Raw genomic sequence first — 25,895 nt, forward strand, 5'->3', positions numbered from 1 at the left:
TCAATCCCCTCCGCCCGTGCGGCCCGGTTCCGGTGCGGGGTCGGGCGGGAAGGTCCGCGGCGCACCCTGGCCGGCGGCATCGCCGCGGCCACGCTTGCCCGGCGCCGGCCGGGCGGCTGCCGCCACCGGCTTCTCGCCCCTGCGGAAGGCACTGACGGCGCCCATGATGCCGCGCGGCAGGAACAGGGTGACGGCGATGAACAGCCCGCCCAGAACGAACAGCCAGGCTTCCGGCAGGGCGCCGGTGAAGATCGTCTTGCCGCCGTTCACCAGCACCGCGCCCAGGGCGGCGCCGAACAGGGTGCCGCGGCCGCCGACGGCGACCCAGATCACCATCTCGATGGAATTGGCGGGGGAGAATTCCGACGGGTTGATGATGCCGACCTGCGGCACGTAGAGGGCGCCCGCCACGCCGGCCAGGCAGGCCGACAGGGTCCAGACGAACAGCTTGTAGTTCTCCACCCGGTAGCCCAGAAAGCGCACCCGGCTTTCCGCGTCGCGCACCGCGATCAGCACCTTCCCCAGCCGCGAGGTCACCACCAGCCGGCAGATGATGTAGCCGGCGGCGAGCGCCACCGCGCTGGCGATGAACAGGCCGATCCGCGTGCCGGAGGATTGCAGGTCGAAGCCCAGGATATCCTTGAAATCGGTCAGGCCGTTATTGCCGCCGAAGCCTGTTTCGTTGCGGAAGAAGGCCAGCAGCAGGGCGAAGGTCATCGCCTGGGTGATGATCGACAGATAGACGCCGGTCACCCGCGAGCGGAAGGCCAGCCAGCCGAACACGAAGGCCAGCACGCCGGGCACCAGGATCACCATCAGGGCGGCGAACCAGAAGCTGTCGAAGCCGTACCAGAACCAGGGCAGTTCCTGCCAGTTCAGGAACACCATGAAGTCCGGCAGCTCCGGATGGCCATAGACGCCGCGGGTGCCGATCTGGCGCATCAGGTACATGCCCATGGCATAGCCGCCCAGCGCGAAGAAGGCGCCATGGCCCAGGCTGAGGATGCCGCAGAACCCCCAGACCAGGTCGACGGCGACCGCCAACAGCGCGAAGCAGAGATACTTGCCGGCCAGGGCGACGATGTAGTTCGGCAGCTGCAGGCCGGAGCTTTCCGGCACCAGCTGGTTGAAGACCGGCACCAGCACCGCGACGGCCGCGACGACCGCCAGGAAGATCCAGGCGCGGCCGCCCAGCGCCCGGCCCAGCGCGCTGCCGCGGCCGCCCGCGGGCAGCCGGTTCGGCGGCAGCATCCGCTCCAGCCGGCCGGACATGTCGGGATCGGACATGGAGCTGTCCCGGCTGTCTTGTCCGTTGCTCATGCTTCCACCGCCCGGCCCTTGAGGGCGAACAGCCCGCGCGGGCGTCGCTGGATGAACAGGATGATGAAGACCAGCACCAGGATCTTGCCGAGCACCGCGCCGGCATAGGGTTCCAGGAACTTGTTGGCGACACCCAGGGTCATCGCGCCGACCAGGGTGCCCCAGAGGTTCCCGACCCCGCCGAACACCACGACCATGAAGCTGTCGATGATGTAGGACTGGCCCAGATTCGGGCTGACATTGTCGATCTGCGACAGCGCCACCCCGGCGATGCCGGCGATGCCGGAGCCCAGGCCGAAGGTCATCGCGTCGACCCGGTCGGTGCGGATGCCCATGTTCGACGCCATCCGCCGGTTCTGCGTCACCGCGCGCATCTGCAGGCCGATCGGGGTGCGCCGCAGCACCAGCATCAGGGCGGCCAGCACCAGCAGGGCGAAGACCAGGATCCACAGTCGGTTGTAGGTGATGGTCATGAGACCGAGTTCGAAGGCGCCGGACATCCAGGACGGGTTGGCGACCTCCTGGTTGGTGGGGCCGAAGATGGTCCGCACCGCCTGCTGCAGGATCAGCGAGATGCCCCAGGTCGCCAGCAGGGTTTCCAGCGGCCGCCCGTAGAGGAAGCGGATGATGCCGCGCTCGATCGCCACGCCGACGGCACCCGCGACCAGGAAGGCGGCGGGGATCGCCACGATCAGGGAGACGTCGATCAGGCCGGGCGAGATCTCGCGCAGCACCGATTGGACGACGAAGGTGGTGTAGGCGCCCAGCATCACCATCTCGCCATGCGCCATGTTGATCACGCCCATCACGCCGAAGGTGATGGCCAGCCCGACCGCGGCCAGCAGCAGGACGGAGCCGAGCGACAGCCCGTACCAGACGTTCTGCGCGGCGTTCCAGGCCTGCAGGTTGGTCTCGATGCCGGCGGCGGCCTTGCGTGCGGCGGCGCGCAGGGCCTCGTCCTCGGTCGCTTCCGCGATGATGTTCAGCGAGGCCAGGGCGTCGCGGTCGCCGCGGGCCGCGACGGTGTCGATGGCGGCGAGCTTCTCTTCCGGCGCGGCGTCGCTGGCCAGCACGGTGGCGGCGCGGGCGCGTTCCATGGCCGTGCGGACGCCTGCGTCCTTCTCCTTCGCCAGAGCCGCGTCGAGGGCGGGCAGGAATTCGGGATCCTTCTCCGCGAACACCGCTTGCGCCGCCGCCAGGCGGCGGGCCCGGTCGGGGGACAGCAGGTCCAGCCCGCCCAGCGCGGCGCGGACCGCACGGCGCACGGCGTTGTTGATGCGGATCTTGTCGACGGCGCCCCTGGCAACCTCGCCCAGCGCCGCACCCGTCAGGGGGTCGCTGATGGCATAGCCGCCCTGGGCGCTGCGGCCGATCACCACCGCGCCGTCGGACTTCTGGATGTAGAGATCACCGTCGTTCAGCGCCCGCAGGGCCGGTGCTACGGCGGGGTCGCCGGTCGCGGCGAGGGCGGTGACCGCCTTGCCGATATCGCGCAGGTTCTTGGTGCCGAGCGCCGCGACCAGCGGCTGCAGCTGTGCATCCGCGCCGTCCGACTGCGCGGCGGCTTTGTCCGGCTGCGCCAGGCAGAGCAGGGCCAGCAGCGCTGCAGCGATCAGGGAGAAGGTTGGAATCTGGCGGAAGCGCACCGGCTTGGTCCCAGTATGTACGTCAGGCGGGGATGGGGCGGGGGCCGGCGGGCAAGGGCCGCGGCCGGTCCGGGCCGCGAACGGGGCCCGGGCGGGGATCGGGGGAGAGATGCGGGGCCGCCGGGTGGCGGCCCCCGATCCCAAGGCTCAGGCTCTGCTCAAACGGGGGGTGCGATCAGGAGCCCTTGCCGCCGCACTTGCCGGTCTCGGTGTTGAAGTTGCCGCAGGACAGCGGCTCCCGCCAATCGGAGATCAGCACCTTGGAATCCGGCAGGTAGTTCGACCAGGCGTCGCCCGCGACCAGGCCGGGGGTCTGCCAGACGGTGAAGAACTGGCCGTCCTCCTGGATCTCGCCGATCAGCACCGGCTTGGTGATGTGGTGGTTCGGCATCATCGCCGAATAGCCGCCGGTCAGGTTCGGCACCGCCACGCCGACCAGGGCGTCGATCACCGCGTCCGGATCGGTGGTGCCGGCCTTCTCGACCGCCTTCACCCACATGTTGAAGCCGATGTAGTGGGCCTCCATCGGGTCGTTCGTCACCCGGTCGGCATTCTTGGTGAAGTCGTGCCAGGCCTGGATGAACTCCGCATTGGCCGGGGCCTCGACGGACTGGAAGTAGTTCCAGGCGGCCAGGTGGCCGACCAGCGGCGCGGTGTCGATACCGGCCAGCTCTTCCTCGCCGACGGAGAAGGCGACCACCGGGATATCCTCCGCCTTGATGCCCTGGTTGCCCAGCTCCTTGTAGAACGGCACGTTGGCATCGCCGTTGATGGTGGAGACCACGGCCGTCTTCTTGCCGGCGGAGCCGAACTTCTTGATGTCGGCGACGATGGTCTGCCAGTCGGAATGACCGAACGGCGTGTAGTTGATCATGATGTCTTCTTCGGCCACGCCGTGAGACTTGAGGTAGGCCTCAAGAATCTTATTGGTGGTCCGGGGATAGACATAGTCGGTGCCGGCCAGCACCCAGCGCTCGACCCCCTCGTTCTCCATCAGATAGTCGACGGCGGGGATCGCCTGCTGGTTCGGCGCGGCGCCGGTGTAGAAGATGTTGCGGGAGCTTTCCTCGCCCTCGTACTGCACCGGGTAGAACAGGATCGAGTTCAGCTCCTCGAACACCGGCAGCACGGACTTGCGGGACACGGAGGTCCAGCAGCCGAACACCGCGTCGACCTTCTGCACCTCGATCAGCTCGCGCGCCTTCTCGGCGAACAGCGGCCAGTCGGAGGCCGGGTCGACCACCACCGCCTCCAGCTGCTTGCCCAGCAGGCCACCCTTCTTGTTCTGCTCCGCGACCAGCATCTCCATGACGTCCTTCAGGGTCGTCTCGCTGATCGCCATGGTGCCGGACAGCGAGTGCAGCACGCCCACCTTGATGGTGTCGTCCGCCGCTGCCGCCGGCATGATCGTCGCTGCACCCAGGGCGGCCGCCACGGCCAGTCCCCCAAGGCGTGACGCCAAGCTGGTTCCTGTCATCAAGTTTCTCCGTCCCATTGCTTGTGTGGCGTGCAAACGCCCGCCTGACCGCGCAGGAGCAAGGGGCGTGCCAGCAGCAGCTGCAACAGAAGCGACCAGAAATCCTGATGGCATCGATCGGCGAGAGTCGAAAACTGCTCAAAAATGTGCCGTTCGAACAAAAATGCGGCAAATACAAAGGTATTATTTCCTGCATACCTTTGCAGGGATTCAGCCTCCACCCCCGGGATGTGTGGTTCAGACAATAAATCGCGGCGCAATTGGCGCCGGTTGTCCGACGATGCCGTCCGGCGCGGCCGCCTCTGCGTCGGCTGCCCGCCTCTGGCATGCTTTCCGCATACGCCGCTAATCTGTCCGGGCCGGGCCCGAGGGGGGTGGCCGGCGGTCGGGCCAGAGGAGGCAGGCATGAGCGACATCAATCGCATGACGGCGGTGGAGATCGCCGCCAAGGTGCGGAGCAAGGACCTTTCGCCCAGCGAGGTGGTGGAGGCCTCCCTGAAGCGGATGGAGGCGACGGAGCCGCATCTGAAGGCGTTCTGCCATGCCGCGCCGGAACTGGCGCGCAGCACCGCGAAGGCGCTGGAGGCGAAGCTGGCCGCCGGCGAGGAGGTCGGCCCGCTGGCCGGCGTGCCGGTCGGTATCAAGGACCTGGTGGCGACGAAGGACCTGCCCACGGTGCAGGGCTCGATGGTCTACAAGGACTTCACGCCCGACGAGGACGATATCTGCGTGGAGCGGCTGAAGGCGGCCGGCGCGATCATCGTCGGCAAGACCAACGTGCCGGAATTCGGCTATAGCGGTGTCGGCCACAACCCGGTCTTCCCCACCACCCGCAATCCCTGGAACCTGGAGCGCACGCCGGGCGGATCGTCCGCCGGCTCGGGCGCCTCGGTCGCCGCCGGCGTGACGCCGTTCGCGATCGGCTCCGACGGCGGCGGCTCGGTCCGGATCCCGTCGGCGCATTGCGGCCTGGTCGGGGTGAAGGCCTCGATGGGCCGGGTGCCGCTCTATCCCGGTTGCCGCGACGAGCGCTTCCCCGGCATCTCCAGCTGGGAGTCCATCGAGCATATCGGCCCGATGTCACGTTCCGTCGCCGATTCCGCGGCGATGCTGGCCGTGATCACCGGTCCCGACATGCGCGACCGGCTGTCGATCCCCTGCGGCGATGTCGACTGGATGGGCGCGGTGGAGAAGGGCAGGGACGGCATCAAGGGGCTGAAGGTGGCCTACAGTGCCGACTGGGGCTATGCGCCGGTCGACCCGGATGTCCGCCGCATCGTGGGCGAGGCGGTAAAGGTCTTCGAGAGCGACCTGGGCTGCACGGTGGAGGAGGCCAATCCCGGCTGGGACGATCCCTACAACGACTTCTGGGCGCTGGTGGCGTCGAATTCCGACCTCGCCGGCATGCGGGCCTGGCTGCCGGACCATGCGCACCACATGTCGCCGCACCTGGTGGATTTCCTGATGCGGCCATGGACGGCGGAGGACCTGACCAATTCCCATCGCACCCGGCAGGCGGTCTGCAACAGGATGTGGCGGCTGATGCAGAACTACGACCTGCTGCTGACCCCGACCCTGGCGGTGCCGCCCTTCCCGCTGCTGACCCAGGGGCCGGAGAAGATCGACGGACAGATCGTGCATCCGGTGAAATGGCTGGCCTTCACCTTCCCGATGAACATGACCGGGCAGCCGGCCGCCACCGTGCCGGCCGGCTGGACCACCGACAGCGAGTTCGGCGCCGGCCTGCCGGTCGGTCTGCAGATCGTCGGCCGGCACCTGGGCGACGAGACGGTGCTGAAGGCCGCCGCCGCATTCGAGGCGGCGCGGCCCTGGGCCGACAAGTGGCCGGCGCTGCTGGACAAGCTCTGAGGCCGGCTGACATGAAAACGCCCCCGGGCCGCTGGCCCGGGGGCGTTTCCGCAACTGCCGCTTTGCGGCGGCTGCAAGGTTAACCCGCCAGGGTCAGCCCGCCAGGGTCAGCCCGACAGGGCGTCCTGCAGGCTCATGTTCGGGCTCTGCACCTCGCCGTTCAGGATCTGCCGGACGGTCACGTCCTTGCGGTAATAGGCATTGTTCGCCTCGGCATCCCAGTTGATGTCCGAGACGCTGCCGCCGGCACCGACATAGGCACCTTCGGTGTCCGACCAGACGACGATGTCCTTGTCGCCAAGGGTCGCCTTGGCCTGCGCGGAGAAGTCGACCACGGTCAGCTCCGCATTCGCGCCCAGCGAAAAGCTCTCGTCGGTGCGGAACTCGTCCAGCGCGCTGTCGCTCAGCAGCAGATAGGCGACGGTGCCCGAGGTGAAGCCGATCTCCGCACCGGCGCTGACGGCGGCGATGTCATAGAAGGCCGGGCCGGACCAGCCGCTGCCATTGCGGGTCAGCAGCACGCCCTCGCCGCCCCAGCCGCCGACGACGATGGCGCCCTTGGCGAATTCCGGCACGATGTAGATGCCCTTCGCGCGCTGCATCAGGCCAGTGAGTTCGGCATTGCCCTTCATCTTCGCGATGGCCGCCTTCGCGCCGCGGACCGTCTCCTCCGCGTCTTCCAGCTCGTCGGTGATCGCCGCGCCCTGCTGCTCGGGCACGGCCGGCTCCGCCTTCTTGGTGGTGATGACCGTGGTCCGGGTCTCTACCTTCGCGTCGGCGGTGGTGGTGTCGCCGGCCGCCAGCGCCGGGCCGCCCGCGAGCAGCGCGGCCAGGGCCACCGACGCGCCAAGGCTCCGAATGCGTCCGTTCATGGCTCGATCCTCCGTGGTTGAGGGACGCCTGTGAAACGCATTACGGGGACGCTTGTTCCGCGCATCTTTCGGACCGTTGTGAGAAACGTGCGGCTTTTCGGGTCAGTGCCACTGGCTGGCGGCGAGGCCGCTGTCGGGGGCATCGAACAGGAGGGTCAGGTTGAGGCGTCGATTGTCGAAGCCGGGGGCGAAGCGGAAGGGCTCCGTCCGGTGCGGTGCGCGGCCGTCGAACAGCACCAGGCGGTTGCCGCGATAGGCGATCGTCCGGGCCGCCGGCGCGGCCTCCGCCAGCCAGCTGCGCAGCCGTTCCGCCGGCCCGTTGACCTCCTCGAAGCGCCAGTCCGACGGCACCCGTGCATCGTAGAGCTGCAGCCCGCCGCCCTGCCGGCAGGCTTCCGTCGGGGTGAGCCACAGATTGGCGCTGACCGTCCCCGCATCGGCATGGATGTCGGTCCCGCTGCCGGCCGCGGCATAGCTGTAGCCCCAGAGCTGCGCCAGCCGCAGATGGCCGAGCCGGCGGGGCAGGGCCGCCTGCAGCGCTTCCGCCAGCTGCAGCAGCAGGGGCTGTGCCAGGCCTTCCTCCAGATAGGCGCCGACATGGCCGCCATGGTCCTTCGCCTCGAACCAGATCGTGCTCTCCCGCAGGAAGCGCTGCAGGCGCGACAGCGCCGCCGGGGCGAGGAGGTCGTCGATCACGATCGGGCCGTCCTCCGGTGCGGTGCTGTCGGCGGTCGCCAGGGCCGCCACCGCCCCGGAGACGAGGGGCGAGTCCTCGACCGCGCGGCCGTCGGCCAGGAAGGCCAGCCGGTTGAAGATGCCGGCGGCGGCCCCGAGCTCGGCATCCGTCAGTTCCCGCAGGCGGGAGTCGGCTTCCGGAACCCGCGCCGCCAGCGCCGTCAGGGCCGCGATGGCTGGCTCTACCTCCGGCCCGGCGACCCGCTCCGCGCGCAGCCAGCGCAGCTGCGCCAGGTCGTGGGCGATCTTCGGCCCGTTGGCGCGGCGCAGGGCCCGCCGCTCGTCGGCGTCGAGAATCGCGGAAGGATCGGCCGGGCAGCCGCGGCGCAGCCGCAGGCTCTCGGCCCAGACCATGCGCGCCTCCGACAGCCGGTCCAGGCGCTTCAGCGCCAGCCCCAGATTGTGCCACAGGGCGGCGATCTCCGGCGCGACGCGCAGCGCATTCTCGTAGTGCCGCACCGCCTCCGCCCACTGTGCCTGCTTCATCGCCAGGCCGCCCTGCGCGATCAGCAGCTCCGGCTCGCCGAAGCCCGCCGCCGCGGCCCGCGCATAGAAGCCCTCCGCGGCGGCGAACAGCTCCTCCTCCTCCGCCGCCACGCCGCGGAAGAACAGGGCCCAGCCATTGTCGGGCTCCTGCGCCAGGACCTGTTCGTAGAGCGGGATCGCGCGGCGGCGCTCGCCCCTCTGGTGAAGCGCGACGGCCTGCTGCAGCAGCGCGAACGGTTCGTTGTGCATCTGCGCACTCGCGATTGCCGCGGATCGCGGCGGGGATAAGCTGAACGTCCGTTCGGGCAGGCGCCTTCGCGATGTGGCACTGCCCGGCTCCGGATCTCAGGAGGACAAGCATATGGCGTTTCGGATCTCGGTCGACACCGGCGGCACCTTCACCGACGTGGTGGTCGCCGATGGGGAGGGGCACTTGCGGATCGGCAAGTCCCTGACCACGCCGGACCGGATCTTCGACGGCATGGGTGCCGCGCTGGACAATGTGGCGTCCGAGATGGGCCTGGACCGGGCCGCGCTGCTGGCCGATGCGGACCTGTTCGTCTACGGCACCACGCGGGCCACCAATGCCATCGTGGAGCGCAAGGTGGCGAAGACCGCCCTGCTGGTGACCGAGGGCTTCCCCGACGTGCTGGTGCTGAAGGAGGGCGGGCGCTTCCACGCCCATCGCTGGGACGTGCCCTATCCGAAGCCCTATATCCCGCGCCGCTACACCTTCGAGGTGCCGGAGCGCATCTCCTCCGAGGGCGAGGTCGACACCCCGCTGGACGAGGATGCGGTGCGCCGCATCCTGGAGGGGCTGAAGGCGCGCGGCTTCGAAGCCGTTGCCGTCTGTTTCCTCTGGTCGGTGATGAACCCGGCGCACGAGGCACGGGTGGGCGAACTGATCGAGGAGGTCATGCCGGGGACCGCCTATACCCTGTCGCATCGCCTGAACCCGGTGATCCGGGAATATCGCCGCGCCTCGGCGACCGCCATCGACGCCTCCCTGGGGCCGCTGATGCGCCGCCACCTGGAGCAGATGGAGGCCGACCTGCGGGCCGCCGGCTATGGTGGCGAACTGCTGATCTCCACCTCCTTCGGCGGCGTGATGCATGTCGAGGATGTCGCCAACCGGCCGATCTTCCTGACCAAGTCGGGGCCGGCGATGGCGCCGGTCGCCGGCCTGACCTACGCCGATGCGGAGGATATGGGCCAGTCGATCATCGTCTGCGATGCCGGCGGCACCACCTTCGACGTCTCCCTGGTGCAGGGCGGCGAGGTGAAGTTCACCCGCGAAACCTGGCTGGGACCGCGCTACCAGGGCGAATGCCTGGGCATGTCCTCGGTCGACGTGCGCTCCATCGGCGCCGGCGGCGGCTCCATCGCCTGGATCGATTCCGGCGGCCTGCTGCGTGTCGGGCCGCATTCCGCCGGTGCGATGCCCGGCCCGGCCTGCTACGGCCAGGGCGGCACGGAACCGACGGTGACCGACGCCGCCGCCGTGCTGGGCTATCTGGACCCCGACTACTTCCTGGGCGGCCGCATGACCCTGGACCTCGACGCGGCGCGCAAGGCGGTCGGCGGCCTGGCAGCGCAGCTGGGGCAGGGGGTGGAGCAGGCCGCCGCCGGCATCCTGGCGGTCGCCAACGAGCATATGGTGAAGGCGATCGAGGAGATCACCGTCAACCAGGGCATCGACCCGAAGGAAAGCGCGATTGTCGCAGGCGGCGGCTCCTGCGGCTTCAACATCATGCCGATCGCGCGCGAACTGGGCTGCGCGAAGGTGGTGCTGCCGCGCACCGCCTCCGCCCTGTCGGCCTGCGGCGCGCAGTATTCCGACATCGTCTTCGAGCATACCGGCACCTTCGTCGCCCGCACCGATGCCTTCGACTTTGAAGGTGCCAATGCGGTGCTGGCCGGCCTGGACGATGAGATCGCGGGCTTCGCCGAGGCGGTGAAGGCGCGCGGGGTCACCGACTACAGCCTGACCTACAGCGTGGAGGCCCGCTATCTCTACCAGGTCTGGGAGCTGGAGGTGGCGCTGCCCAAGGGCCGCTTCGAGGGGCCGGAGGACGTGAAGGCGCTGGAGGAGGCGTTCCACGCGGCGCATGAGCGCGTCTTCTCGGTGAAGGAACCGGGGGCCACCGTCGAGTGCCTGAACTGGAAGCTGCGCTTCGCGGCCCAGCTGAAGACGCCCAAGCCGGCGGCGAAGCCCGGCGCCACCGCCTTCGAGGCGGAGCCGCATCGCCGGCGGCAGGGTTATTTCGCCGCCACCGGCGCGGTGGAGATGCCGGTCTATCTGGGCAAGGACCTGCAGCCCGGCGCGCAGATCGCCGGCCCGGCCGTGATCGAGGAACCGACCACGACGGTCGTCGTCTATCCCGGCATGCGGGCGGAACTCTCCGCCCATGGCAGCTATGTCCTGCACCCGCTGGAAGCGGCGGCGGAAGCGGCAGAGCCGGCGGCGCCTGCCCTGAGCAAGGGCCCGCTGGACGGGGTCACCATGGCGGTGATGGCGAACCGGCTGGACGCGATCGTGCGCGACATGTCGAACACCATGCTGCGCGCCGGCCGCTCCGCCGTGATCAACCAGGCGCGCGACTTCTCCTGCTCGATCGTGACCGGCGACAACCGCCTGCTGTCGATCGCCGAAGGGCTGCCGGTGCATATCTTCGGCGCGCATCTGCAGGCCGCCTCGATGACGCAGCTGCACCAGGTGAAGGAAGGCGATGCCTACCTGCACAACGACGTCTACATGGGCAATACCCATGCCGCCGACCACACCATCCTGGTGCCGGTGTTCGGCGAGGGGCAGCACCTGTTCACCGCCAGTGCCAAGGCGCACCAGGCGGATATCGGCAATGCGATCCCGACCACCTACTATGCCGAGGCACGCGACATCTATGCCGAGGGCGCGCTGGTCTTCCCCTGCGTGAAGGTGCAGGAGGATTATCAGGACATCGCGGACGTGATCCGGATGTGCCGGCGGCGGATCCGCATCGCCGACCAGTGGTATGGCGACTATCTGGCAATGATCGGCTCCGCCCGCACCGGCGAGCGCCGGCTGCAGGACTTCACCGCCCATTACGGCGCCGACATGGTGAAGCGCTTCGTGGAGGAATGGTTCGACTATTCCGAGCGCCGCATGGTCAGCGCGATCGAGAAGCTGCCCGCCGGCACGGTGGAGAACCATACCGCGCACGACCCGACCCCGGCGGTGCCGGGCGGCATCCCGGTGAAGGCGGTGCTGACCGTCGATCCCGAGGCGGCGAAGATCACCGTCGATCTGCGGGACAATCCGGACTGCCTGGATTGCGGCCTGAACCAGTCGGAGGCCTGCGCGGTGAACAACACCGTCACCGGGGTCTTCAACTGCGTCGACTGGGACGTGCCGCAGAACTCCGGCTCGCTCCGGCGCATCGACATCCGCTTGCGGGAGAACTGCGTCGTCGGCATCCCGGAATTCCCGCATTCCTGCTCGATGGCGACGACCAACCTGGCGGACCGGCTGATCAACGTCACCCAGTCGGCCTTCGCCAAGTTCGGCGAGGGCTATGGCCTGGCCGAGGGCGGCAATTCCATCGGCGCCGCCAATGCGGTCGTGTCGGGCGAGGATTTCCGCCGCAACGATGCCCCCTACATCAACCAGCTGTTCCTGGGCACCAATGGCGGCCCTGGCGGGCCGGCGGCGGACGGCTGGGTGACCTACCTGCTGCCCTGCTGCTCCGGCCTGATCTATCGCGACAGCATCGAACTGGACGAGATCAAGCATCCGCTCGACATCCGCTCGCAGCGGCTGATGCCCGACACCGGCGGTGCCGGCCGCCATCGCGGCGCGCCGGGCTCGGAGGTGGTCTACGGCACCAAGAAGCGGCCGATGACGGTCGTCGTGCCGTCGGACGGCCAGCACAACCCGCCGAAGGGGGTGCTGGGCGGCCTGCCGGGCGCGGCCGCCGAGACCTGGAAGATCCTTCCCGGCGGCAAGCGCGAGAAGCAGCCCAACGTGGCAATCATCGAACTGCAGCCCGGCGAATATGTGATGGGCCGCGACAATGGCGGCGGCGGCTATGGCAGCCCGCTGGACCGCGACCCGGCTTCCGTCTGCGAGGACGTGCTGGAACGCTGGATCAGCGCGAAGGCGGCGACCGAGATCTACGGCGTGGTGCTGACGGGTTCTGCCGACGACGACAGCCTGGCGGTGGATGCGGCGGCGACGGAGAAGCGCCGGGCGGACCTGCGGGCGGCGGAATAGGGCGTCACGGGACGACCTCCGGCACCCTGGCGGCTGGAGAGTTGCCGAAACAGGTGGAAGCCCGTCGTTGTCGGGCTCGACCCGAGAACCCATTCCGCAAGCTGTGACGTACCTCGAAGCCGGTGGAATGGATCCCAGGCTCAAGGCCTGGGATGACATTCTCATATTATGGCACGGATTCCGCCTTCGCCGTGAACCTGCCAGGATCGGTGGCCAAGCGAAGCCGTACCCGTTGCCGGAGGATCCGCCCATGACTGCAGCCCACCGCCTACTGGCAGCGCTCCTCCTGGCCGGCCTGCCGCTCGCCGGTACCGCGACCGCGGCAGAAACCGCAGCCCCGATGCGGATCACCGTGGGAGTCTATTTCCAGAAGGACGGCGCCTATGTCGAGCAGCCGCAGGAGCTGGTCTTCGAGACCGGCACCGCCTGCTTCGTCTGGTCGCGCCAGAACTCGCCGCACGAGGCGCTGCCGGGCGCCAAGGGGGTGGAGGCGGTGGACGAGCCGCACCTGCACTACAACGCAGCCGGCAAGACCTCCTTCGTCGACAGCACCTTCCGCTGGACCGAATACGGCCCGGAGCATGAGGAAGCGGCGGTGGCGGCGCGTTGCGCGGCCGACCGCGACGGCGAGCCCGACAAGTGGGTCAGCGAGACGGACTATTTCCGCGAGCAGCACTACGACCGGCCGCCCTATTTCCTGAAGATCAAGAAGGTGGAGCCGCTCTGAACCGCTGCCGGCAGCGGCGCGTCAAGGCTGCGTCTCGTCCGGGTACAGGAGTTGCAGCAGGGGATCCGCGCGATAGTGACCGAGAAGAGCGGCCTTGTATCCGAAACGTTCCTTGAGGCTCATCACAAGGCCGTGGAAGCCGGGATGCCTGTCCGCCGACTGGTTCTCGCGCCGCATTTCCAGCCCGTCAACTTGCAGGAACGAGCCGAGCCAGCCGCCGAAATCGAGAGCCGGCTCGTCGATCTTGAGCAGCAGGACCTGGGCATGGACCGTGTCGTAGATCCACGCGCCGTGGCCGGACGCCATCGGACGGTCCCGCAGCAGGTCGATTCCGAGCACGGCCTGGAACTCCCGACGCAGCCAGGTCTGCATGTACTGAATGTAGAACAGCGCGAAATTCCGGATCTCGTCGCGCGGATCGAGGGGCGGGCGATAGCCGTCGCCGGTATCGGCCCGGATGAGGATCTCCGGATCGGTCGCCAGGCTGCGGCAGAAACGGGCGGCAGCCTCTTCCAACAGGGCGAGATATCCATCGGCGTCGACGGCCAGGCCGCCGTCCGTGCTCGAGGCTAGGCCTGCCCGCTGCAGCGCGTCGAACTGGTGGGGTGCCATATAGGCAATGACCGAGAAGAAGTGGTTGTAGGGAAAGCGGACCGCGGTCACGATCTTGATCGGCGGCACCCGCCCGTTTCGGCTTTCCGCCAGCGCCATCTCGGCTTGCCGCATGCGCTGCAACTCGTAGGCGATGCCGTTGAGCTGCCCGGGCTTCGGCTGCGGCCCGAGGGCATGCCGGTTCCGCTCCGCCCAGAACTGCCAGTCCAGGTTGTGGGTGACCAGGTTCGCCACGCCGTGATCGGTCAAAGTGACACCGAGCGAGGTGGTGGCGGTCCGTCCAGGGCAGTAAATCAGGACGGGCGGTCGGTTGCCGGTCATGGCACGCCTACTGCGCCGCGGCGCGGGCGTCCTGGCGGCCGAGCCATTCGTCGGCCAGGTCCTCCATCGCCATGAAGCTGGCGCCCATCTCCTGCAGCGCCAGGATCAGCCGTTCCAGCAGCAGCATGCGATGGCCGCGACCGACCACATAGGGGTGGAAGGTGTAGGTCAGCGCGCCCCAGTCGGTTTCCTCCCGGGTCATGTAGACGAAGTCGTCGGTGAAGTTCTTCAGCACGCCGTCGGCCGCCTGCAGGCCCGGCATCAGGAAGGACTTGGTGCGCAGGAACTCGAAATGCGGATGGTCGTCCAGGCTCCAGGAGATCGGCAGCTCCACCAGCCGGGTCTGCTTGCCGAATCGCATCGGCTCGTCCGCCGACACAACGTCGCCCTGGCGGACGAAATAGGGCTGGTGGTCGTGGCCCATCATGCTGCTCTCATAGTCGAAGCCATGTTTCAGCAGCAGGTCCAGGGTGGCGTCGCTGAGGTCCCAGGCGGCGGAGCGGTAGCCGCGCGGCGCCCGGCCGGTCAGGCGTCGGATGCACTCGATCGCGCGGAGCATCTCGCGCTCCTCCCGCTCCGCATCCATCGCCGCCGGCAACTCGTGGGTATATCCGTGATGGGCGATCTCGTGGCCCGCCGCGACGATCTCCGCACAGGCCTCCGGATAGGTGTCGATCACGATCCCGGGCACGAACCAGGTGGTGCGGATGCCGTACTTCGCCATCAGCGCCAGGATCCGCTTCGCCCCCACCAGGCCGAACTCGCCGCGGGAGATCGGCGTCGGGGTGGTCATGCCCCGCACCGCGAAGCTGGACCAGGTGTCGAAGTCGAAGGTCAGGCAGGCGATGTGGCGCGGCATGGTCGGGTCCTCCGGGCGGTCGGTACGGGGAATTCGACTGCGGCGGCCGCATCCCTGTCAACGCGCGCCGATTGACTGCCGGCCGCAGGAATCGGGAGGCGCCGCGACATCCCCCCTGTTAGCCAGGGCCATCCGGCGGCAGGCAGGAGGCGGCGATGGCAGCGACAACAGACGGCAAGAGATCGGACGGAGCGGCCAGCGGGGATGGCAGCGGGGGGGATGGCAGCGGGGCGGGCTTCGCGCCCCTGGCCTGGGGCAATCTGTTCGCGCAATCGGCGGAACAGATTGCGGTCGCGGCCGCGCCGCTGGTGGCTGTGCTCGCCTTCGACGCGACGGTGGCGGAGACCGGCAGCCTGCAGACCGGCCTGACCCTGCCGTTCCTGCTGCTCGCCCTGCCTGCCGGGGTGCTGGTCGACCGCCTCTCCCGGCGCCGGCTGATGGTCGGTGCGGAAGTGCTGCGCTTCCTGTCGCTCGCCGTCATCCTGGCGCTGTTCCTGACGGGCGACCTGACCTGGCCGCTGCTGGCGGTGCTGGGCTTCGTCGGCGTCTGCGGCAGCGTGGTCTTCACTGTGGCAGCGCCGGCGATGGTGCCGGAGCTGGTGCCGCGGGCGCAGCTGACCGTCGCCAATTCGCGAATCGAACTCGCGCGTACCGCCGCCTTCACCGCCGGGCCGGCTGTGGGCGGGGCGGTGGTCGGATGGGCCGGTGGCGGTGCGGCTTTCGCGCTGGCCACTCTGCTGGCCGGGCTGGCGGTCGGCGCGCTCTGCCGCCTGCCTGAGACCGGCGCGCCGTCGGGCCCGCGCCGGCGGATATTCCAGGATCTGCGGGAAGGCGCGGGCTTCGTCTTCCGGCACCGGCTGCTGATGCCGGTCTTCGTGACGCAGTTCGTCTTCGGTACCGCGCTGTACATGATCCTGGCGGTGTTCGTTCCCTACGCGGTGCGACATCTGGGCATGTCGGCCACCGGCACCGGCCTCACCCTTGCCATGCTGGGCGCAGGCATGGTGCTGGGCGCCCTGCTGGCACCGCGCATCATGCGGCTGCTGCCGTTCGGGCGGGTGGTGGCCGTCGGGCCGGTATCTGGCCTGGCGGCATCCGTTCTGCTTGCCTCGACCATCTGGAGCGGCGCCGGCTGGGTCGCCGCGCTCGCCTTCTTCCTTCTGGGGGCCGGCCCGATCCTGTGGATCATCAGCACCACGACCCTGCGCCAGGCGGTCACGCCGGCACGGCTGCTGGGCCGGGCATCGGCACTCAACGTCCTGGCCTTCGGCGCGCGGCCGATCGGCGCCGGCCTGGGGGCGCTCGTCGGCGGCCTCTACGGCGTGGAGGCCTGCCTGATGGCGACAGTGGCGATCTTTGCGGCGCAGGCGGCGATCATCCTCGCCTCGCCGGTGGTCGGCCTGCCGGCGCAGCCGGGCCCCGTGGCGGACCCGGTGGCGGACCCGGTGGCGGAAACCGGCTGAGGCCGGTCGGGCCTGCAGCAAAGATGCCGGCCCGCCCGCCGGTCAGTCGCCGCCCGCCGCAGCCGCGTTGATGCGGTCGTGCTGCTGCCGCACCCGCTCCGGCCAGGTGCTCTTGATGTAGGACAGCACGTCCAGGATCTGGCGGTCGGTCAGGACCCCGTCATAGCCCGGCATGTCGCTCTGGTAGCCGCCGCCGACCAGGGCGGCGGGGCCCTGCTTCGTCAGGGCGAAAAGCTGGGCGTCTGGATGGTGCCAGGTATGGCCGCTCTCGTCATGCGGCGGTGCCGGCAGGCGGCCGTCCGGCCGGCGGCGGCGCCAGTTCTCCTGGCCCTCCAGGTCGACGCCATGGCAGCTGGCGCAGGCCTCCGCGTAGACCGCCTTGCCGCGGGCGACGGCAGCGGGATCGTCCGGTGTCAGTCGGATCCCGGTCTCGGCCGCAGCGGACCGCACGGTCAGCAGGGAAAGTGCGGGCAGCAGGGAAAGTGCGGGCAGCAGGGAAAGAGCGGGCAGCTGGGAAAGGGTGAGCAGGGGGGCGGAAAGCAGCATCGCGGCAAGGGCGGCTGCAGGCATCTGGACTCTCATGCGTTCGATCCGTTCGTACCGGGAAATCGGGCGGCGGACAGGCGTCCACCGGCGGGACGGGCGGATCAGGCCTTGGGCGGCGGATGCGGCGGTGTGCGGGGATTGCCGACCGGCAGGCGGTGCGGCGGCGCGGCGGCCGGGCGGGCGGGGGCGGCGGCCATCGCCGGCGGATCGGTCAGGGTGGCGGCATGGCAGGCGGCAGCGCAGCATTCGCCGCCGCTGCCGGCGAACGTTCCGTGTGCCATTCCGCAGTTGCGGCTGCCGGTATCGCCAGCCGGGCCGGCGATCCGGGCGCCGCCATCGGCGGGTGCGAATGCCACCGCAGCGGCGGCTCGCGATCCGGGCGCCAGGGCCAGCAGCAGGCACAGCATGGCGGCCAGCAAGGTCGCCGCGCCGAAGCGCGACCCGCCCGAACCGCTGCTGCCGCCCCTGTTGCTGCCGCCCCTGTGCGTCATGCCGCTGACGCTAGCGGCGGCCGGCCGGCTTGTCATTTCACCACATCGTCATCCCGGCACGACATGACCGCCGTCAGTGCGCGTGCATACCTTCGCCGCGGGCCACGGCCAGATGATGGGCCTGGTGATGGGCGCCGGTGGCCATCAGCCCGAAGAAGCCGAGCCCCTGAATGCGTGCCACCTCCCCGGGTTCCGTGGCACTGACCGTCAGGACGATCTCATCGCCATCGGCGATGGCGGCGGCCGTCCAGCCGGCGATCCTGTCCAGTTCCCGGGCATGGGCCGGCACCATCCGGCGCACCGCCGCGCCCGCCGCGCCGCTGCCGCCGACCCGCATCCGCAGGCCGTCCGGAAGCCGCTCCGCCACCGCTTCGGCGTGCAGCATCAGGGCGTTCATGTCGACCAGATGCTGCCGCAGCGCATCCAGGTCGACCCGGCTCCAGTCGGTCGTCGGGTCCGCCTCCAGCATGGCGACGATTTCCGCCAGGGCGGCAAAGGCGCCCTGGCCCGCCTCGCGCGGCGGCGCGATGGCGGGCCGGTCGCCCGGCGCGGCGGGCATCGCATGCCCGCCCTGGCGGGCGCTGTCCTGATGCTGGGAATGCTGGTGCCGATGCTGGTCCTGGCCGTGCTGGTCCTGCGCCGCCGCGCCTGTTGCGGCGAGGATCAGGGTCAGCGCGGCGGTGCCGAACAGGGCGCGAAGCTCGGGCATGGTTGGCTCCTTCGTGTCGGGTCCCGGGAGGGAATGAGCGCATCCTGTCGCGCTTTCCCGCCTGCAGATATGATCCGGATCATATCGCGCGGAGCGTCCATCATGCCGGACCTGACCTTCCTGGAGCCCTACGGCCTTCCCCCGCGGCGCCATTCCGCCGGGGCCACGCTGTTCCGCGCCGGAACGGACAGTGCCGGCCTGTACCTGCTGTTGTCCGGCCGGATCCGTCTGCTGCGGCCGCTCGCCGACGGCAGCGAAGTCGTGGTCCACCGGGCCGCGGCGGTGGACACCTTTGCCGAAGCGGCGGTGTTCTCGGCCGTCTATCACTGCGACGCGGTGGCGGTGACGGAGGTGGAGGTGCGGATCGTTCCCGCCGCTGCGGTACGGGCGGCGCTCGCGGAAGTGCCCGGTTTCGCTGCCCGATTCGCTGCCCGCCTGGCGGGCCAGGTGCAGGATCTGCGGGCGCGGGCGGAGATCCTGTCGATGCGCGGCGCCGCGGAGCGGGCCGCTGCCTGGCTGGCGCTGCAGGCCGACGGCGACACGGTTGCCCTGGACCGGCCGGTGAAGGAAATGGCGACCGAGATCGGCCTCACCCACGAGGCGCTCTACCGGGCGCTGGCGGCATTGGAGCGCGACGGGCGGATCGAGCGCCTGGCGCGCGGCCGGTTTCGGCTGGCAACTGGTCCGCGCGGCCCGGGCGCGGATGCCTGAAGGTCAGTGCAGGGGCGGGCCGCTGCGCGGCAGGTGGATGAGAAAGCCGGCCAGCGGCCGGCCCTCCCCGTCCGCCGCCTGCAGCGGGCTCATCGCCAGCACCTCGCCGTCCCGGCGCGCCTCCAGCAGGTAGCGGCCGACAGGCTGGAACAGGGTCTCTCCGCTGGTGGGCGAGGCGGGATCGATCAGCACGCGCACCGTCGCGGCCGGCAGGGAGGCGATGCCCTGGCCCAGCTTTTCCAAGGCCTCGATCATCTCCATGCCGCGCAGGTCGATCTCCGCCTCGGCGGCAGTGTCGCTGCCGAAGAGGCGGCTGATATCGGGCTCTTCATCGCCGGACACGTTGTGCCTTTCATCCTTGCGGCGCATGCCGCGGAACTGTTGCCTCTGGCCGGCGTTACCCGGTCTCCGCTTCGCTTCGACCGCGGGCTGTCGCGCCGGGCGGCACAAATGCATATAACGCTGATGCATATAACACCGGGACGGCCGCCCGGTCGAAGGGGCCCGGGGCTACCGGAACCCGGTCCGATCATCGGCGCAGGCCTTGGCGCTTTGCCGGCCCGCGCCTACATACTCGTTTGGAATGGATCTAAGGAGAGGGGAGCATGGCAAGCGAAGGGTTGCACGAACGCTTCGACGACCTGACGCCCGAAACCCGCGACCGCCACCGTGCCATCGTGTCTCTGATGGAAGAGCTTGAGGCGGTGGACTGGTACCAGCAGCGGGTAGACGGCGCCAGCGATCCGGAACTGAAGGAGATCCTCGCGCATAACCGCGACGAGGAGATCGAGCATGCCGCCATGGTCCTGGAATGGCTGCGGCGCCGGGTGCCGAAGTTCGACGAGGAACTGGGCACCTACCTCAATTCCGAAGGCAAGATCGTCGCGGCGGAAGAGGCGGCAACCGGCGGCGGCGGGGGCGGCAAGGCCGACACGCCGACCGGGTCGCTGGGAATCGGAAGTCTGAAGGAGTGAGCGCCATGAACGACCTGCAACGCGAACGCGCGCCGTTCTCCGCCGAGGTCTGGGAAGAGATCGACGGCGAGGCGACCGAGGTCCTGAAGCTCCGCCTGGCCGGCCGCAAGCTGGTCGATTTCAACGGTCCGCTGGGCTGGAACACCTCGGCCCTGGACCTGGGCCGTACCGAGAAGCTGCGGGCCAGGCCCGCCGACGGGGTGGAGGCCGCGGTGCGCCGCTCCCTGCCGCTGGTGGAGCTGCGGGTGCCGTTCGTCCTCGATCGCGAGGAGATCGAGGCGATCGAGCGCGGCGCGAAGGATGCCGACCTGGACCCGGTGGTGAAGGCGGCCACCGCGCTGTCGCAGGCCGAGGACCGGGCGATCTTCGCCGGCTATCCGGCGGGCCAGATCGAGGGCATCATGACCGCGGCGAAGGACGCGACCCTGTCGCTGTCCAGCGATTTCACGAAATATCCGGCGACGGTGGTGGAGGCGCTGCAGAAGCTGCGCGACGCCGGCGTTTCCGGCCCGTACGGCATTGCCCTGGGGCCGCGCTGCTATGCCGGCCTGACCAAGACGGTGACCGGCGCCGGCTATCCGATCCTGCAGCACGTCAAGCAGCTGGTGGACGGGCCGATCGTCTGGGCGCCGGCGGTCGATGGCGCGGTGGTGATGAGCATGCGCGGCGGCGATTTCGAACTGTCGATCGGGCGCGACATCTCCATCGGCTATTGGGGCCATGACGACAAGAAGGTCGAGCTCTACCTGGAAGAGAGCCTGACCTTCCGTTGCCTGGGCCCCGAGGCCGCGGTACCGCTGGTCTATACCGACAAGAAGAAGTCCTGATCCGGGGCGCGGGCGGCATCTTGCCGCCCGTCGCATCTCGTTTACGCTGCGGGCGGCGCGAGCGATCGCGCCGCCCGTTGTCGTTCTGGGCCGCCGGACGCGGCAATGCGACGGATCGGCAGCCGGCAACCGGCATTCTGGACAGGGGGAGAACGAAGTGAGCGACGGCGGGGCGGGACGGATCGAGGGGCGCTGGACGATCGAGGGCCTGGCGCAGGACCTGGCGGCGGGCAGGGAGACGGCGACCCGCCTGGTGGAGACCTGCCTGGCGCGGATCGGCGACCTGGATGGGGAAGGGGACAAGGCTTTCCTGTCGGTGGCGAACGAGCGCGCCCGCAAGGTCGCCGCCTGGATCGACCAGGCCCGCCGCGACGGCCTGCCGCTGCCGCCCTTCGCCGGCATCCCGATCGCCATCAAGGACCTGGCCGACATCCGTGGCGAGGTAACCCGCGCCGGCAGCCCGATCTTCGCGCAGCGGCCGCCGGCGGAGCGCACCGCGCCCGCAGTCGCGCGCCTGGAACAGGCCGGCTTCGTCATCGTCGGCCGCACCAACATGACCGAATGGGCCTATTCCGGCCTGGGCATCAATCCGCATTACGGCACCCCGGCCAGCCCCTGGGACCGGCAGACCCGGCGGATCCCCGGCGGCTCCTCCTCCGGCAGCGGGGTCGCGGTAGCGGACGGCATGGCGGTGGCCGCGCTGGGAACGGATACCGGCGGCTCCTGCCGGATCCCGGCGGCACATTGCGGCACGGTCGGCTTGAAGTCGACGGTCGGGCGGATCCCCGTGGAGGGCATGGTGCCGCTGTCGAAGACCATGGATTCGGTCGGCCCGCTGGCGAACAGCGTCACCTGTGCCGCGCTGTTCGACGCGGTGCTGGACGGCCGGCCGGAGCCCGCCGCGCCGCCGCTGCAGCCCGCGGCGCGGCTGCGGCTGGCAGTGCCGCGCAACTATCATTTCGACGGCATGGACGAGCATGTCGCGGCGTCTTTCGAGCGCGCCACCTCCGCCCTGCGTGCCGCCGGCGCGGTGCTGGAGGAGGTCGATGTGCCGGCCTTCGACATGGTTGTCGAAGCGGGCAAGGTGGCACCCGGCGGCATCGTCGCCGCAGAGGCCTATGCCTGGCACCGGCCGCTGCTGGACGGGCACAAGGACCAGTACTATCGGCATGTGCTGGGCCGCATCATGGCCGGCTCCACGCAGAGCGCGGCACAGCTCTTGGACATGTTCCGCATCCGGGCCGAGGCGATCGCCAGCTTCGGCGCGCTGATGGCGGATTTCGACGGCATGATCGGCCCCACCACGGCGGCGATCGCGGCGCCGATCGCCGAGCTGGAGGCCGATGACGAGGCCTATGTCCGCACCAACGTGCTGATGCTGCGCAACACCTCGTCGATGAACTTCCTGGACGGCTGCGCGATCTCCCTGCCGATCCACCGGCCGGGGGAGCCGGCCGTCGGCCTGCACCTGATGCTGCCCGGCGGGCAGGACCGGCGCCTGCTGTCGGTGGCGCGCGGCATGGAGGCGGCGGTCGCCGCCGCCTGACGATGACCGGCTGCCGCCAGCTTCGTCCGGCTTCGGCCCTGTTCCGGGCGGCAGCCCTTGCGCTGACGGCCTCCACCGGCCTGCAGGGGGCGGCCATGGCGGCGGAGATGGCGAAGCCCGACGATGCGGCGGCCGAAGGGCCGGCCTGCCCGGGGCCGGCACCCCAGGCGCTGGTCAGCGCTCAGATCCGCCTGCCGTCGGTGAGTCATGACCTCACCCTGTCCGGTCCGGACATCGCCCGTCGCGCGGCCGAGGTGGAGCCGCGCATCGACCACGATCATGAATGGGTGGATGGCACCGTGGGCCTGACCACGGTGACCTTCCTGTCGCAGTTCGACACCCAGCTGCGCTTCCGGAAGGTGGAGAAAGGCGTCTGCGTGGAGTTCCGCCGGGTGAGCGCGGTATTCGGCTTCACGAACATGACGGTCTATGTGGCGTCGGAGTACGGCACCGCCTCCTGCGCCTACAAGGAGGTGCTGAACCACGAGCACAAGCATGTGGAGATCTTCCGCAACGAGGTGCTGAAGGCGCGGCGCCCGTTCGCCGACGCGATCGAATATACGATCCGCAGCAAGACGCCGTTCCTGGCGCCGGATCGCGAAACGGCGGAGACGATGGCCCAGGATATGCTGAAGGCCGGCGTGCAGCCGGTCCTGGCGAACATGTGGCTGCAGGGCGATGCCAAGCACGAACTGCTGGACTCGCAGGAAAGCTACCGCCGCACCGAACGCCATTGCGCGGACTGGTAGGGCGGCGATGGTGACGGAGATCGCGACCGCGCGGCTTCGGCTGCGCAACTGGCGGGAGGGGGATTTCGCTCCCTTCGCGGCGCTGAATGCCGATCCGGAGGTGATGCGGCACTTCCCGGCGCGCCTGGACCGGGCGGAAAGCGACGATCTGGCCGTCGAGATCCGCCGGCGCATCGCGCGGCAGGGCTGGGGCTTCTGGGCGGTGGAGGTGGCGGCGCCCGAGGAGCCGGTGTCCGGATTCATCGGTTTCGTCGGCCTGAACAGGCCCGGGTTCGAGGCGCATTTCACCCCCTGCATCGAGATCGGCTGGCGGCTGGGGCGTGCCGCCTGGGGCCGCGGCTATGCGACGGAGGCCGCCCGCGCCGCCCTGGACTTCGCATTCCATGACCTGGGCGAGCCGGAGGTGGTCGCCTTCACCGCCGCCGGCAACGACCGGTCCCGCGCGGTGATGGAGCGACTGGGCATGAGCCGCGACCCGGCGGACGATTTCGACCATCCGGCGGTGTCGGAAGGCAGTCCCTTGCGCCGGCACGTCCTCTACCGGCTGCCGGCGCCGGCCTGACGTCTGCCATCACGATCAGCCTTCCGGGGCGATCTCCGCCCAGCTGTCGCGCACGAAGGCGGCGATGGCGGCGTTCTGCCCGATGAGGGAGAAACGCGCATTGTGCCCGTAGTCGGGCAGGTTGATCATTTCGGTGGTGACGAAATCCAGCCGGCTGTCCGGCGTGTCGCGGTGGTGGCGCAGCACCTTGCGCACCACCTCCTTGCAGGGCTCCAGCATCCAGGCGTGCCAGGGCGAATGCCATTCGCCCGGCGCCGGCTTGGTGAAAGGGTACATGATTCCGCGCCCCGGTTTGCCCGCTTGGTCCGGGTCGTCGGGCAGGGCCGCCAGGCCGCGGCCCGGTTCGTGCAGCGACCAGATGTTCGGCGGCCCGTTCGGCACCGCGGCGCGTACCTGCAGCCAGCGCACGATGCCCATGTCGAGCCATTCGTCGACCAGGTTGCCGGGCTCGAACGGGTCCAGGATCAGGCGGCCGGCCTCGACATCGGCGCGCACGCCGGAGATCTCCTGCTCCGCCGGATTGCCGATCTTGAAGATGCCGTGGCTGTAGTCGAGGACATAGTTGAAGGGCACGCCGCGGCGCATCACCGCCTCCGCCACCGGGGTCACCCGGCGGAAATCCTCGCTCCACATGTTCACGTGCAGCTCGTAGGCGGGCTCCACCCCCAGCTTTGCACCTTCGTCGTAGCTGCGCAGGTAGCAGTCGACCAGTTCGTCGTCTGTGACGACATGCCCCGCGGCATGATGTGTGAAGATCATCATGTTGTGCATGGTCGCGCCGATTTCGGCCGCGATCTGCAGGTTGCGGCCGATCAGCGGCTCGTCCTCGCCCAGCCGGTAGAACCAGCTCGCGGTGCGTACCGGCAGCGCATGACGCTCCACCAGCGCGCGATAGGCCGGCAGCTGGTCGGGCAGGGGCAGGCGGTCGAAATGATCGAAAACGCCTGTCTCCGCCACCAGGCGGAACTGTTCCTCCAGCGGCGGCTCCTCCAGGGAGACCGGCCGGTCGATGGAGGAGGCCTGCGCGCCGCGGCCGTTGCAGCCGATGGAGAAGGGCGGCTTCGTCAACGGATGCCCCCCTCAGGCGGCGGTCGAGGTGCCGGCCGCGGCCTGTTCCTCCGCCTCGATCAGCTTGCGCATCATCATCCGCATGCGGTTCGGCCCGCCGTCGATGGCCAGCCGGATCTGGCGGCGCTCCGGGTAGCGTCGCTCCTGTTCCTGGATCGCCTCCAGGATCGCCTTGTCCTCGTTGAAGGCGCCGGCCAGGTCGGCGTTCAGCTGCGCGTCCAGGACCGGGTCGTCGATGCGGAAGTTGCGGACATGCAGCCAGTGGTCGATGCAGTTCTCATCGTCCACCGGGGTGATGAAGTGGCAGGCATAGATCTGCAGGCCCTGGCTGCGCGTCTCTTCCGTCAGCGCGCCGGGCTCGCCGCTGCCGAAGTCGATGATGCAGTTCGAGGGCGGGGTGAACATGTAGTAGTGCCAGCGGTCGGCATTGCCCTTGAAATGCCCGGTCTTGGCGAAGACAGGGATTGGCGGTGAATCCAGGATCCAGCGCCAGACCGTCACGCCGGCGTCGGTCTTCTCGCTCTGCACCGGCACGTCGCGGCCGCCCGGCGTCGCCAGGGTGGAGCCATGCACGAAGGTGACATGGCTGGGGTCCAGCAGGTTGTCGATCAGGTTCAGGTAGTTCGCCGCGTTGTAGAGGGAGGCGCCGTGCACCGCCTTCCAGGCCGGGTCGTGGTATTGCGGCAGGTCGACCAGCAGGCTCTCGTCCGCCTTCTCCGCGGCGCCCATCCAGATCCAGGCCAGGCCCAGCCGCTCCGCCATCGGATAGGACCGCACCGCGGCGGTGGCGGGGATCACCTCCTGCCCGGGGATGCTGGTGCAGCGGCCGGTGCAGTCGAAGGTCATGCCGTGATAGCCGCATTCGATCCGGTCGCCATGGCGGCGGCCCATCGACAGCGGCAGGAACTTGTGCGGGCAGCAATCCTCGAGCGCCGCAATCGTACCGTCGGTCCTGCGGTAGACGACCACCCGCTCGCCCAGCACGCGGTGGGACGCCAGCCCCTCGCCCACCTCCGCCGACCAGCACAGCGGATACCAGGCGTTCCTGAGAAAGCTCATTTCCATGCTCCCGA

Annotated in this window: 24 protein-coding genes; 11 read left to right on the forward strand and 13 right to left on the reverse strand. The window is 69.5% G+C overall.

Annotation, left to right across the window (positions count from 1 at the left end):
- The 3 genes from urtC to urtA form a co-directional block, all read right to left on the reverse strand.
- A complete protein-coding gene (gene urtC / locus ACFOGJ_RS20035) occupies window positions 1-1,320 on the reverse strand; it encodes an urea ABC transporter permease subunit UrtC (RefSeq protein WP_449288596.1) in 1,320 nt (439 codons plus the stop codon).
- A complete protein-coding gene (gene urtB / locus ACFOGJ_RS20040; RefSeq protein ID WP_379903859.1) occupies window positions 1,317-2,966 on the reverse strand; it encodes an urea ABC transporter permease subunit UrtB in 1,650 nt (549 codons plus the stop codon). The genes urtC and urtB overlap by 4 nt, the downstream gene beginning before the upstream one ends.
- 175 nt (window positions 2,967-3,141) lie before the next feature.
- Complete coding sequence (urtA, locus tag ACFOGJ_RS20045; RefSeq protein ID WP_449288597.1) at window positions 3,142-4,443, reverse strand: urea ABC transporter substrate-binding protein; 1,302 nt, start codon at window positions 4,441-4,443, stop codon at window positions 3,142-3,144.
- Window positions 4,444-4,848: 405 nt separating this feature from the next.
- On the opposite strand from urtA, the gene ACFOGJ_RS20050 reads away from it, so the two are divergent.
- Complete coding sequence (locus ACFOGJ_RS20050) at window positions 4,849-6,312, forward strand: amidase (RefSeq protein ID WP_379903863.1); 1,464 nt, start codon at window positions 4,849-4,851, stop codon at window positions 6,310-6,312.
- A gap of 107 nt (window positions 6,313-6,419) precedes the next feature.
- Here the strand turns inward: ACFOGJ_RS20050 and ACFOGJ_RS20055 are convergent, their stop codons facing one another.
- Complete coding sequence (locus tag ACFOGJ_RS20055) at window positions 6,420-7,184, reverse strand: lipid-binding SYLF domain-containing protein (RefSeq protein ID WP_379903866.1); 765 nt, start codon at window positions 7,182-7,184, stop codon at window positions 6,420-6,422.
- 102 nt (window positions 7,185-7,286) lie between these two features.
- Window positions 7,287-8,654 (reverse strand): tetratricopeptide repeat protein, encoded by a 1,368-nt coding sequence (locus ACFOGJ_RS20060; protein ID WP_379903868.1) that lies wholly within the window; start codon window positions 8,652-8,654, stop codon window positions 7,287-7,289.
- A 112-nt stretch (window positions 8,655-8,766) separates the two neighbouring features.
- Between ACFOGJ_RS20060 and ACFOGJ_RS20065 the strand changes: the two genes are divergently transcribed.
- Together ACFOGJ_RS20065 and ACFOGJ_RS20070 are read left to right on the forward strand one after the other, a co-directional pair.
- The gene (locus ACFOGJ_RS20065) at window positions 8,767-12,657 is read left to right on the forward strand and encodes a hydantoinase B/oxoprolinase family protein (RefSeq protein WP_379903870.1); all 3,891 of its coding nucleotides are present in this window, start codon (window positions 8,767-8,769) and stop codon (window positions 12,655-12,657) included.
- Window positions 12,658-12,907: 250 nt separating this feature from the next.
- Window positions 12,908-13,384 (forward strand): hypothetical protein, encoded by a 477-nt coding sequence (locus tag ACFOGJ_RS20070; RefSeq protein WP_379903872.1) that lies wholly within the window; start codon window positions 12,908-12,910, stop codon window positions 13,382-13,384.
- Window positions 13,385-13,405: 21 nt separating this feature from the next.
- Here the strand turns inward: ACFOGJ_RS20070 and ACFOGJ_RS20075 are convergent, their stop codons facing one another.
- Window positions 13,406-14,317, reverse strand: coding sequence for a putative capsular polysaccharide synthesis family protein (locus ACFOGJ_RS20075; RefSeq protein ID WP_379903873.1), 912 nt, complete (start codon window positions 14,315-14,317; stop codon window positions 13,406-13,408).
- A 7-nt stretch (window positions 14,318-14,324) separates the two neighbouring features.
- Window positions 14,325-15,176, reverse strand: a complete 852-nt coding sequence (locus ACFOGJ_RS20080; protein ID WP_379903875.1) for a polysaccharide deacetylase family protein — start codon at window positions 15,174-15,176, stop codon at window positions 14,325-14,327.
- A gap of 155 nt (window positions 15,177-15,331) precedes the next feature.
- On the opposite strand from ACFOGJ_RS20080, the gene ACFOGJ_RS20085 reads away from it, so the two are divergent.
- Window positions 15,332-16,639, forward strand: coding sequence for an MFS transporter (locus ACFOGJ_RS20085; protein WP_379903877.1), 1,308 nt, complete (start codon window positions 15,332-15,334; stop codon window positions 16,637-16,639).
- Between the two features lie 42 nt (window positions 16,640-16,681).
- Here the strand turns inward: ACFOGJ_RS20085 and ACFOGJ_RS20090 are convergent, their stop codons facing one another.
- Both ACFOGJ_RS20090 and ACFOGJ_RS20095 read right to left on the reverse strand, forming a co-directional pair.
- Window positions 16,682-17,209 carry a c-type cytochrome gene (locus ACFOGJ_RS20090; RefSeq protein ID WP_379903879.1) on the reverse strand — a complete coding sequence of 176 codons (528 nt, stop codon included), beginning with the start codon at window positions 17,207-17,209 and terminating at the stop codon, window positions 16,682-16,684.
- Between the two features lie 77 nt (window positions 17,210-17,286).
- Complete coding sequence (locus ACFOGJ_RS20095) at window positions 17,287-17,466, reverse strand: hypothetical protein (RefSeq protein WP_379903881.1); 180 nt, start codon at window positions 17,464-17,466, stop codon at window positions 17,287-17,289.
- A gap of 124 nt (window positions 17,467-17,590) precedes the next feature.
- Here ACFOGJ_RS20095 and ACFOGJ_RS20100 point away from each other — a divergent pair, with 124 nt between their 5' ends.
- On the forward strand, window positions 17,591-17,743 hold the full coding sequence (locus ACFOGJ_RS20100) for a hypothetical protein (RefSeq protein WP_379903882.1): 153 nt from the start codon (window positions 17,591-17,593) through the stop codon (window positions 17,741-17,743).
- A 6-nt stretch (window positions 17,744-17,749) separates the two neighbouring features.
- Here ACFOGJ_RS20100 and ACFOGJ_RS20105 read toward each other — a convergent pair whose 3' ends face one another.
- The gene (locus ACFOGJ_RS20105) at window positions 17,750-18,385 is read right to left on the reverse strand and encodes a hypothetical protein (RefSeq protein ID WP_379903884.1); all 636 of its coding nucleotides are present in this window, start codon (window positions 18,383-18,385) and stop codon (window positions 17,750-17,752) included.
- 102 nt (window positions 18,386-18,487) lie between these two features.
- Here ACFOGJ_RS20105 and ACFOGJ_RS20110 point away from each other — a divergent pair, with 102 nt between their 5' ends.
- The gene (locus ACFOGJ_RS20110; protein WP_379903886.1) at window positions 18,488-19,096 is read left to right on the forward strand and encodes a Crp/Fnr family transcriptional regulator; all 609 of its coding nucleotides are present in this window, start codon (window positions 18,488-18,490) and stop codon (window positions 19,094-19,096) included.
- Window positions 19,097-19,099: 3 nt separating this feature from the next.
- Here the strand turns inward: ACFOGJ_RS20110 and ACFOGJ_RS20115 are convergent, their stop codons facing one another.
- A complete protein-coding gene (locus ACFOGJ_RS20115) occupies window positions 19,100-19,438 on the reverse strand; it encodes a hypothetical protein (protein ID WP_379903887.1) in 339 nt (112 codons plus the stop codon).
- Between the two features lie 263 nt (window positions 19,439-19,701).
- On the opposite strand from ACFOGJ_RS20115, the gene ACFOGJ_RS20120 reads away from it, so the two are divergent.
- From ACFOGJ_RS20120 to ACFOGJ_RS20140, 5 genes are all read left to right on the forward strand, one after another.
- A complete protein-coding gene (locus ACFOGJ_RS20120) occupies window positions 19,702-20,070 on the forward strand; it encodes an encapsulin-associated ferritin-like protein (RefSeq protein WP_379903889.1) in 369 nt (122 codons plus the stop codon).
- A gap of 5 nt (window positions 20,071-20,075) precedes the next feature.
- Window positions 20,076-20,897, forward strand: coding sequence for a family 1 encapsulin nanocompartment shell protein (locus ACFOGJ_RS20125; protein WP_379903891.1), 822 nt, complete (start codon window positions 20,076-20,078; stop codon window positions 20,895-20,897).
- Window positions 20,898-21,054: 157 nt separating this feature from the next.
- Window positions 21,055-22,443: an amidase gene (locus ACFOGJ_RS20130; protein WP_379903893.1), complete on the forward strand. Its 1,389-nt coding sequence runs from the start codon at window positions 21,055-21,057 to the stop codon at window positions 22,441-22,443.
- Window positions 22,444-22,445: 2 nt separating this feature from the next.
- Window positions 22,446-23,192: a hypothetical protein gene (locus ACFOGJ_RS20135; RefSeq protein ID WP_379903895.1), complete on the forward strand. Its 747-nt coding sequence runs from the start codon at window positions 22,446-22,448 to the stop codon at window positions 23,190-23,192.
- A gap of 7 nt (window positions 23,193-23,199) precedes the next feature.
- Window positions 23,200-23,754, forward strand: coding sequence for a GNAT family N-acetyltransferase (locus ACFOGJ_RS20140; protein WP_379903896.1), 555 nt, complete (start codon window positions 23,200-23,202; stop codon window positions 23,752-23,754).
- Window positions 23,755-23,769: 15 nt separating this feature from the next.
- Here the strand turns inward: ACFOGJ_RS20140 and ACFOGJ_RS20145 are convergent, their stop codons facing one another.
- Both ACFOGJ_RS20145 and ACFOGJ_RS20150 read right to left on the reverse strand, forming a co-directional pair.
- Window positions 23,770-24,822 (reverse strand): hypothetical protein, encoded by a 1,053-nt coding sequence (locus ACFOGJ_RS20145; RefSeq protein WP_379903898.1) that lies wholly within the window; start codon window positions 24,820-24,822, stop codon window positions 23,770-23,772.
- Window positions 24,823-24,834: 12 nt separating this feature from the next.
- Complete coding sequence (locus ACFOGJ_RS20150; protein WP_379903900.1) at window positions 24,835-25,881, reverse strand: aromatic ring-hydroxylating dioxygenase subunit alpha; 1,047 nt, start codon at window positions 25,879-25,881, stop codon at window positions 24,835-24,837.
- Window positions 25,882-25,895 lie beyond the last annotated feature (14 nt).

The organism is Marinibaculum pumilum (assembly GCF_042646425.1).
GTDB lineage: Bacteria > Pseudomonadota > Alphaproteobacteria > Ferrovibrionales > Ferrovibrionaceae > Marinibaculum > Marinibaculum pumilum.

What these genes read in the sequence shown, in the direction of transcription:
- urtC (WP_449288596.1), bottom strand. Translation starts at nt 1,320, where the DNA reads ATGAGCAACGGACAAGACAGCCGGGACAGCTCCATGTCCGATCCCGAC.
- urtA (WP_449288597.1), bottom strand. Translation starts at nt 4,443, where the DNA reads ATGACAGGAACCAGCTTGGCGTCACGCCTTGGGGGACTGGCCGTGGCG.
- ACFOGJ_RS20050 (WP_379903863.1), top strand. Translation starts at nt 4,849, where the DNA reads ATGAGCGACATCAATCGCATGACGGCGGTGGAGATCGCCGCCAAGGTG.
- ACFOGJ_RS20055 (WP_379903866.1), bottom strand. Translation starts at nt 7,184, where the DNA reads ATGAACGGACGCATTCGGAGCCTTGGCGCGTCGGTGGCCCTGGCCGCG.
- ACFOGJ_RS20060 (WP_379903868.1), bottom strand. Translation starts at nt 8,654, where the DNA reads ATGCACAACGAACCGTTCGCGCTGCTGCAGCAGGCCGTCGCGCTTCAC.
- ACFOGJ_RS20065 (WP_379903870.1), top strand. Translation starts at nt 8,767, where the DNA reads ATGGCGTTTCGGATCTCGGTCGACACCGGCGGCACCTTCACCGACGTG.
- ACFOGJ_RS20070 (WP_379903872.1), top strand. Translation starts at nt 12,908, where the DNA reads ATGACTGCAGCCCACCGCCTACTGGCAGCGCTCCTCCTGGCCGGCCTG.
- ACFOGJ_RS20075 (WP_379903873.1), bottom strand. Translation starts at nt 14,317, where the DNA reads ATGACCGGCAACCGACCGCCCGTCCTGATTTACTGCCCTGGACGGACC.
- ACFOGJ_RS20080 (WP_379903875.1), bottom strand. Translation starts at nt 15,176, where the DNA reads ATGCCGCGCCACATCGCCTGCCTGACCTTCGACTTCGACACCTGGTCC.
- ACFOGJ_RS20085 (WP_379903877.1), top strand. Translation starts at nt 15,332, where the DNA reads ATGGCAGCGACAACAGACGGCAAGAGATCGGACGGAGCGGCCAGCGGG.
- ACFOGJ_RS20090 (WP_379903879.1), bottom strand. Translation starts at nt 17,209, where the DNA reads ATGCCTGCAGCCGCCCTTGCCGCGATGCTGCTTTCCGCCCCCCTGCTC.
- ACFOGJ_RS20095 (WP_379903881.1), bottom strand. Translation starts at nt 17,466, where the DNA reads ATGGCACACGGAACGTTCGCCGGCAGCGGCGGCGAATGCTGCGCTGCC.
- ACFOGJ_RS20100 (WP_379903882.1), top strand. Translation starts at nt 17,591, where the DNA reads ATGGCGGCCAGCAAGGTCGCCGCGCCGAAGCGCGACCCGCCCGAACCG.
- ACFOGJ_RS20105 (WP_379903884.1), bottom strand. Translation starts at nt 18,385, where the DNA reads ATGCCCGAGCTTCGCGCCCTGTTCGGCACCGCCGCGCTGACCCTGATC.
- ACFOGJ_RS20110 (WP_379903886.1), top strand. Translation starts at nt 18,488, where the DNA reads ATGCCGGACCTGACCTTCCTGGAGCCCTACGGCCTTCCCCCGCGGCGC.
- ACFOGJ_RS20120 (WP_379903889.1), top strand. Translation starts at nt 19,702, where the DNA reads ATGGCAAGCGAAGGGTTGCACGAACGCTTCGACGACCTGACGCCCGAA.
- ACFOGJ_RS20125 (WP_379903891.1), top strand. Translation starts at nt 20,076, where the DNA reads ATGAACGACCTGCAACGCGAACGCGCGCCGTTCTCCGCCGAGGTCTGG.
- ACFOGJ_RS20135 (WP_379903895.1), top strand. Translation starts at nt 22,446, where the DNA reads ATGACCGGCTGCCGCCAGCTTCGTCCGGCTTCGGCCCTGTTCCGGGCG.
- ACFOGJ_RS20140 (WP_379903896.1), top strand. Translation starts at nt 23,200, where the DNA reads ATGGTGACGGAGATCGCGACCGCGCGGCTTCGGCTGCGCAACTGGCGG.
- ACFOGJ_RS20150 (WP_379903900.1), bottom strand. Translation starts at nt 25,881, where the DNA reads ATGAGCTTTCTCAGGAACGCCTGGTATCCGCTGTGCTGGTCGGCGGAG.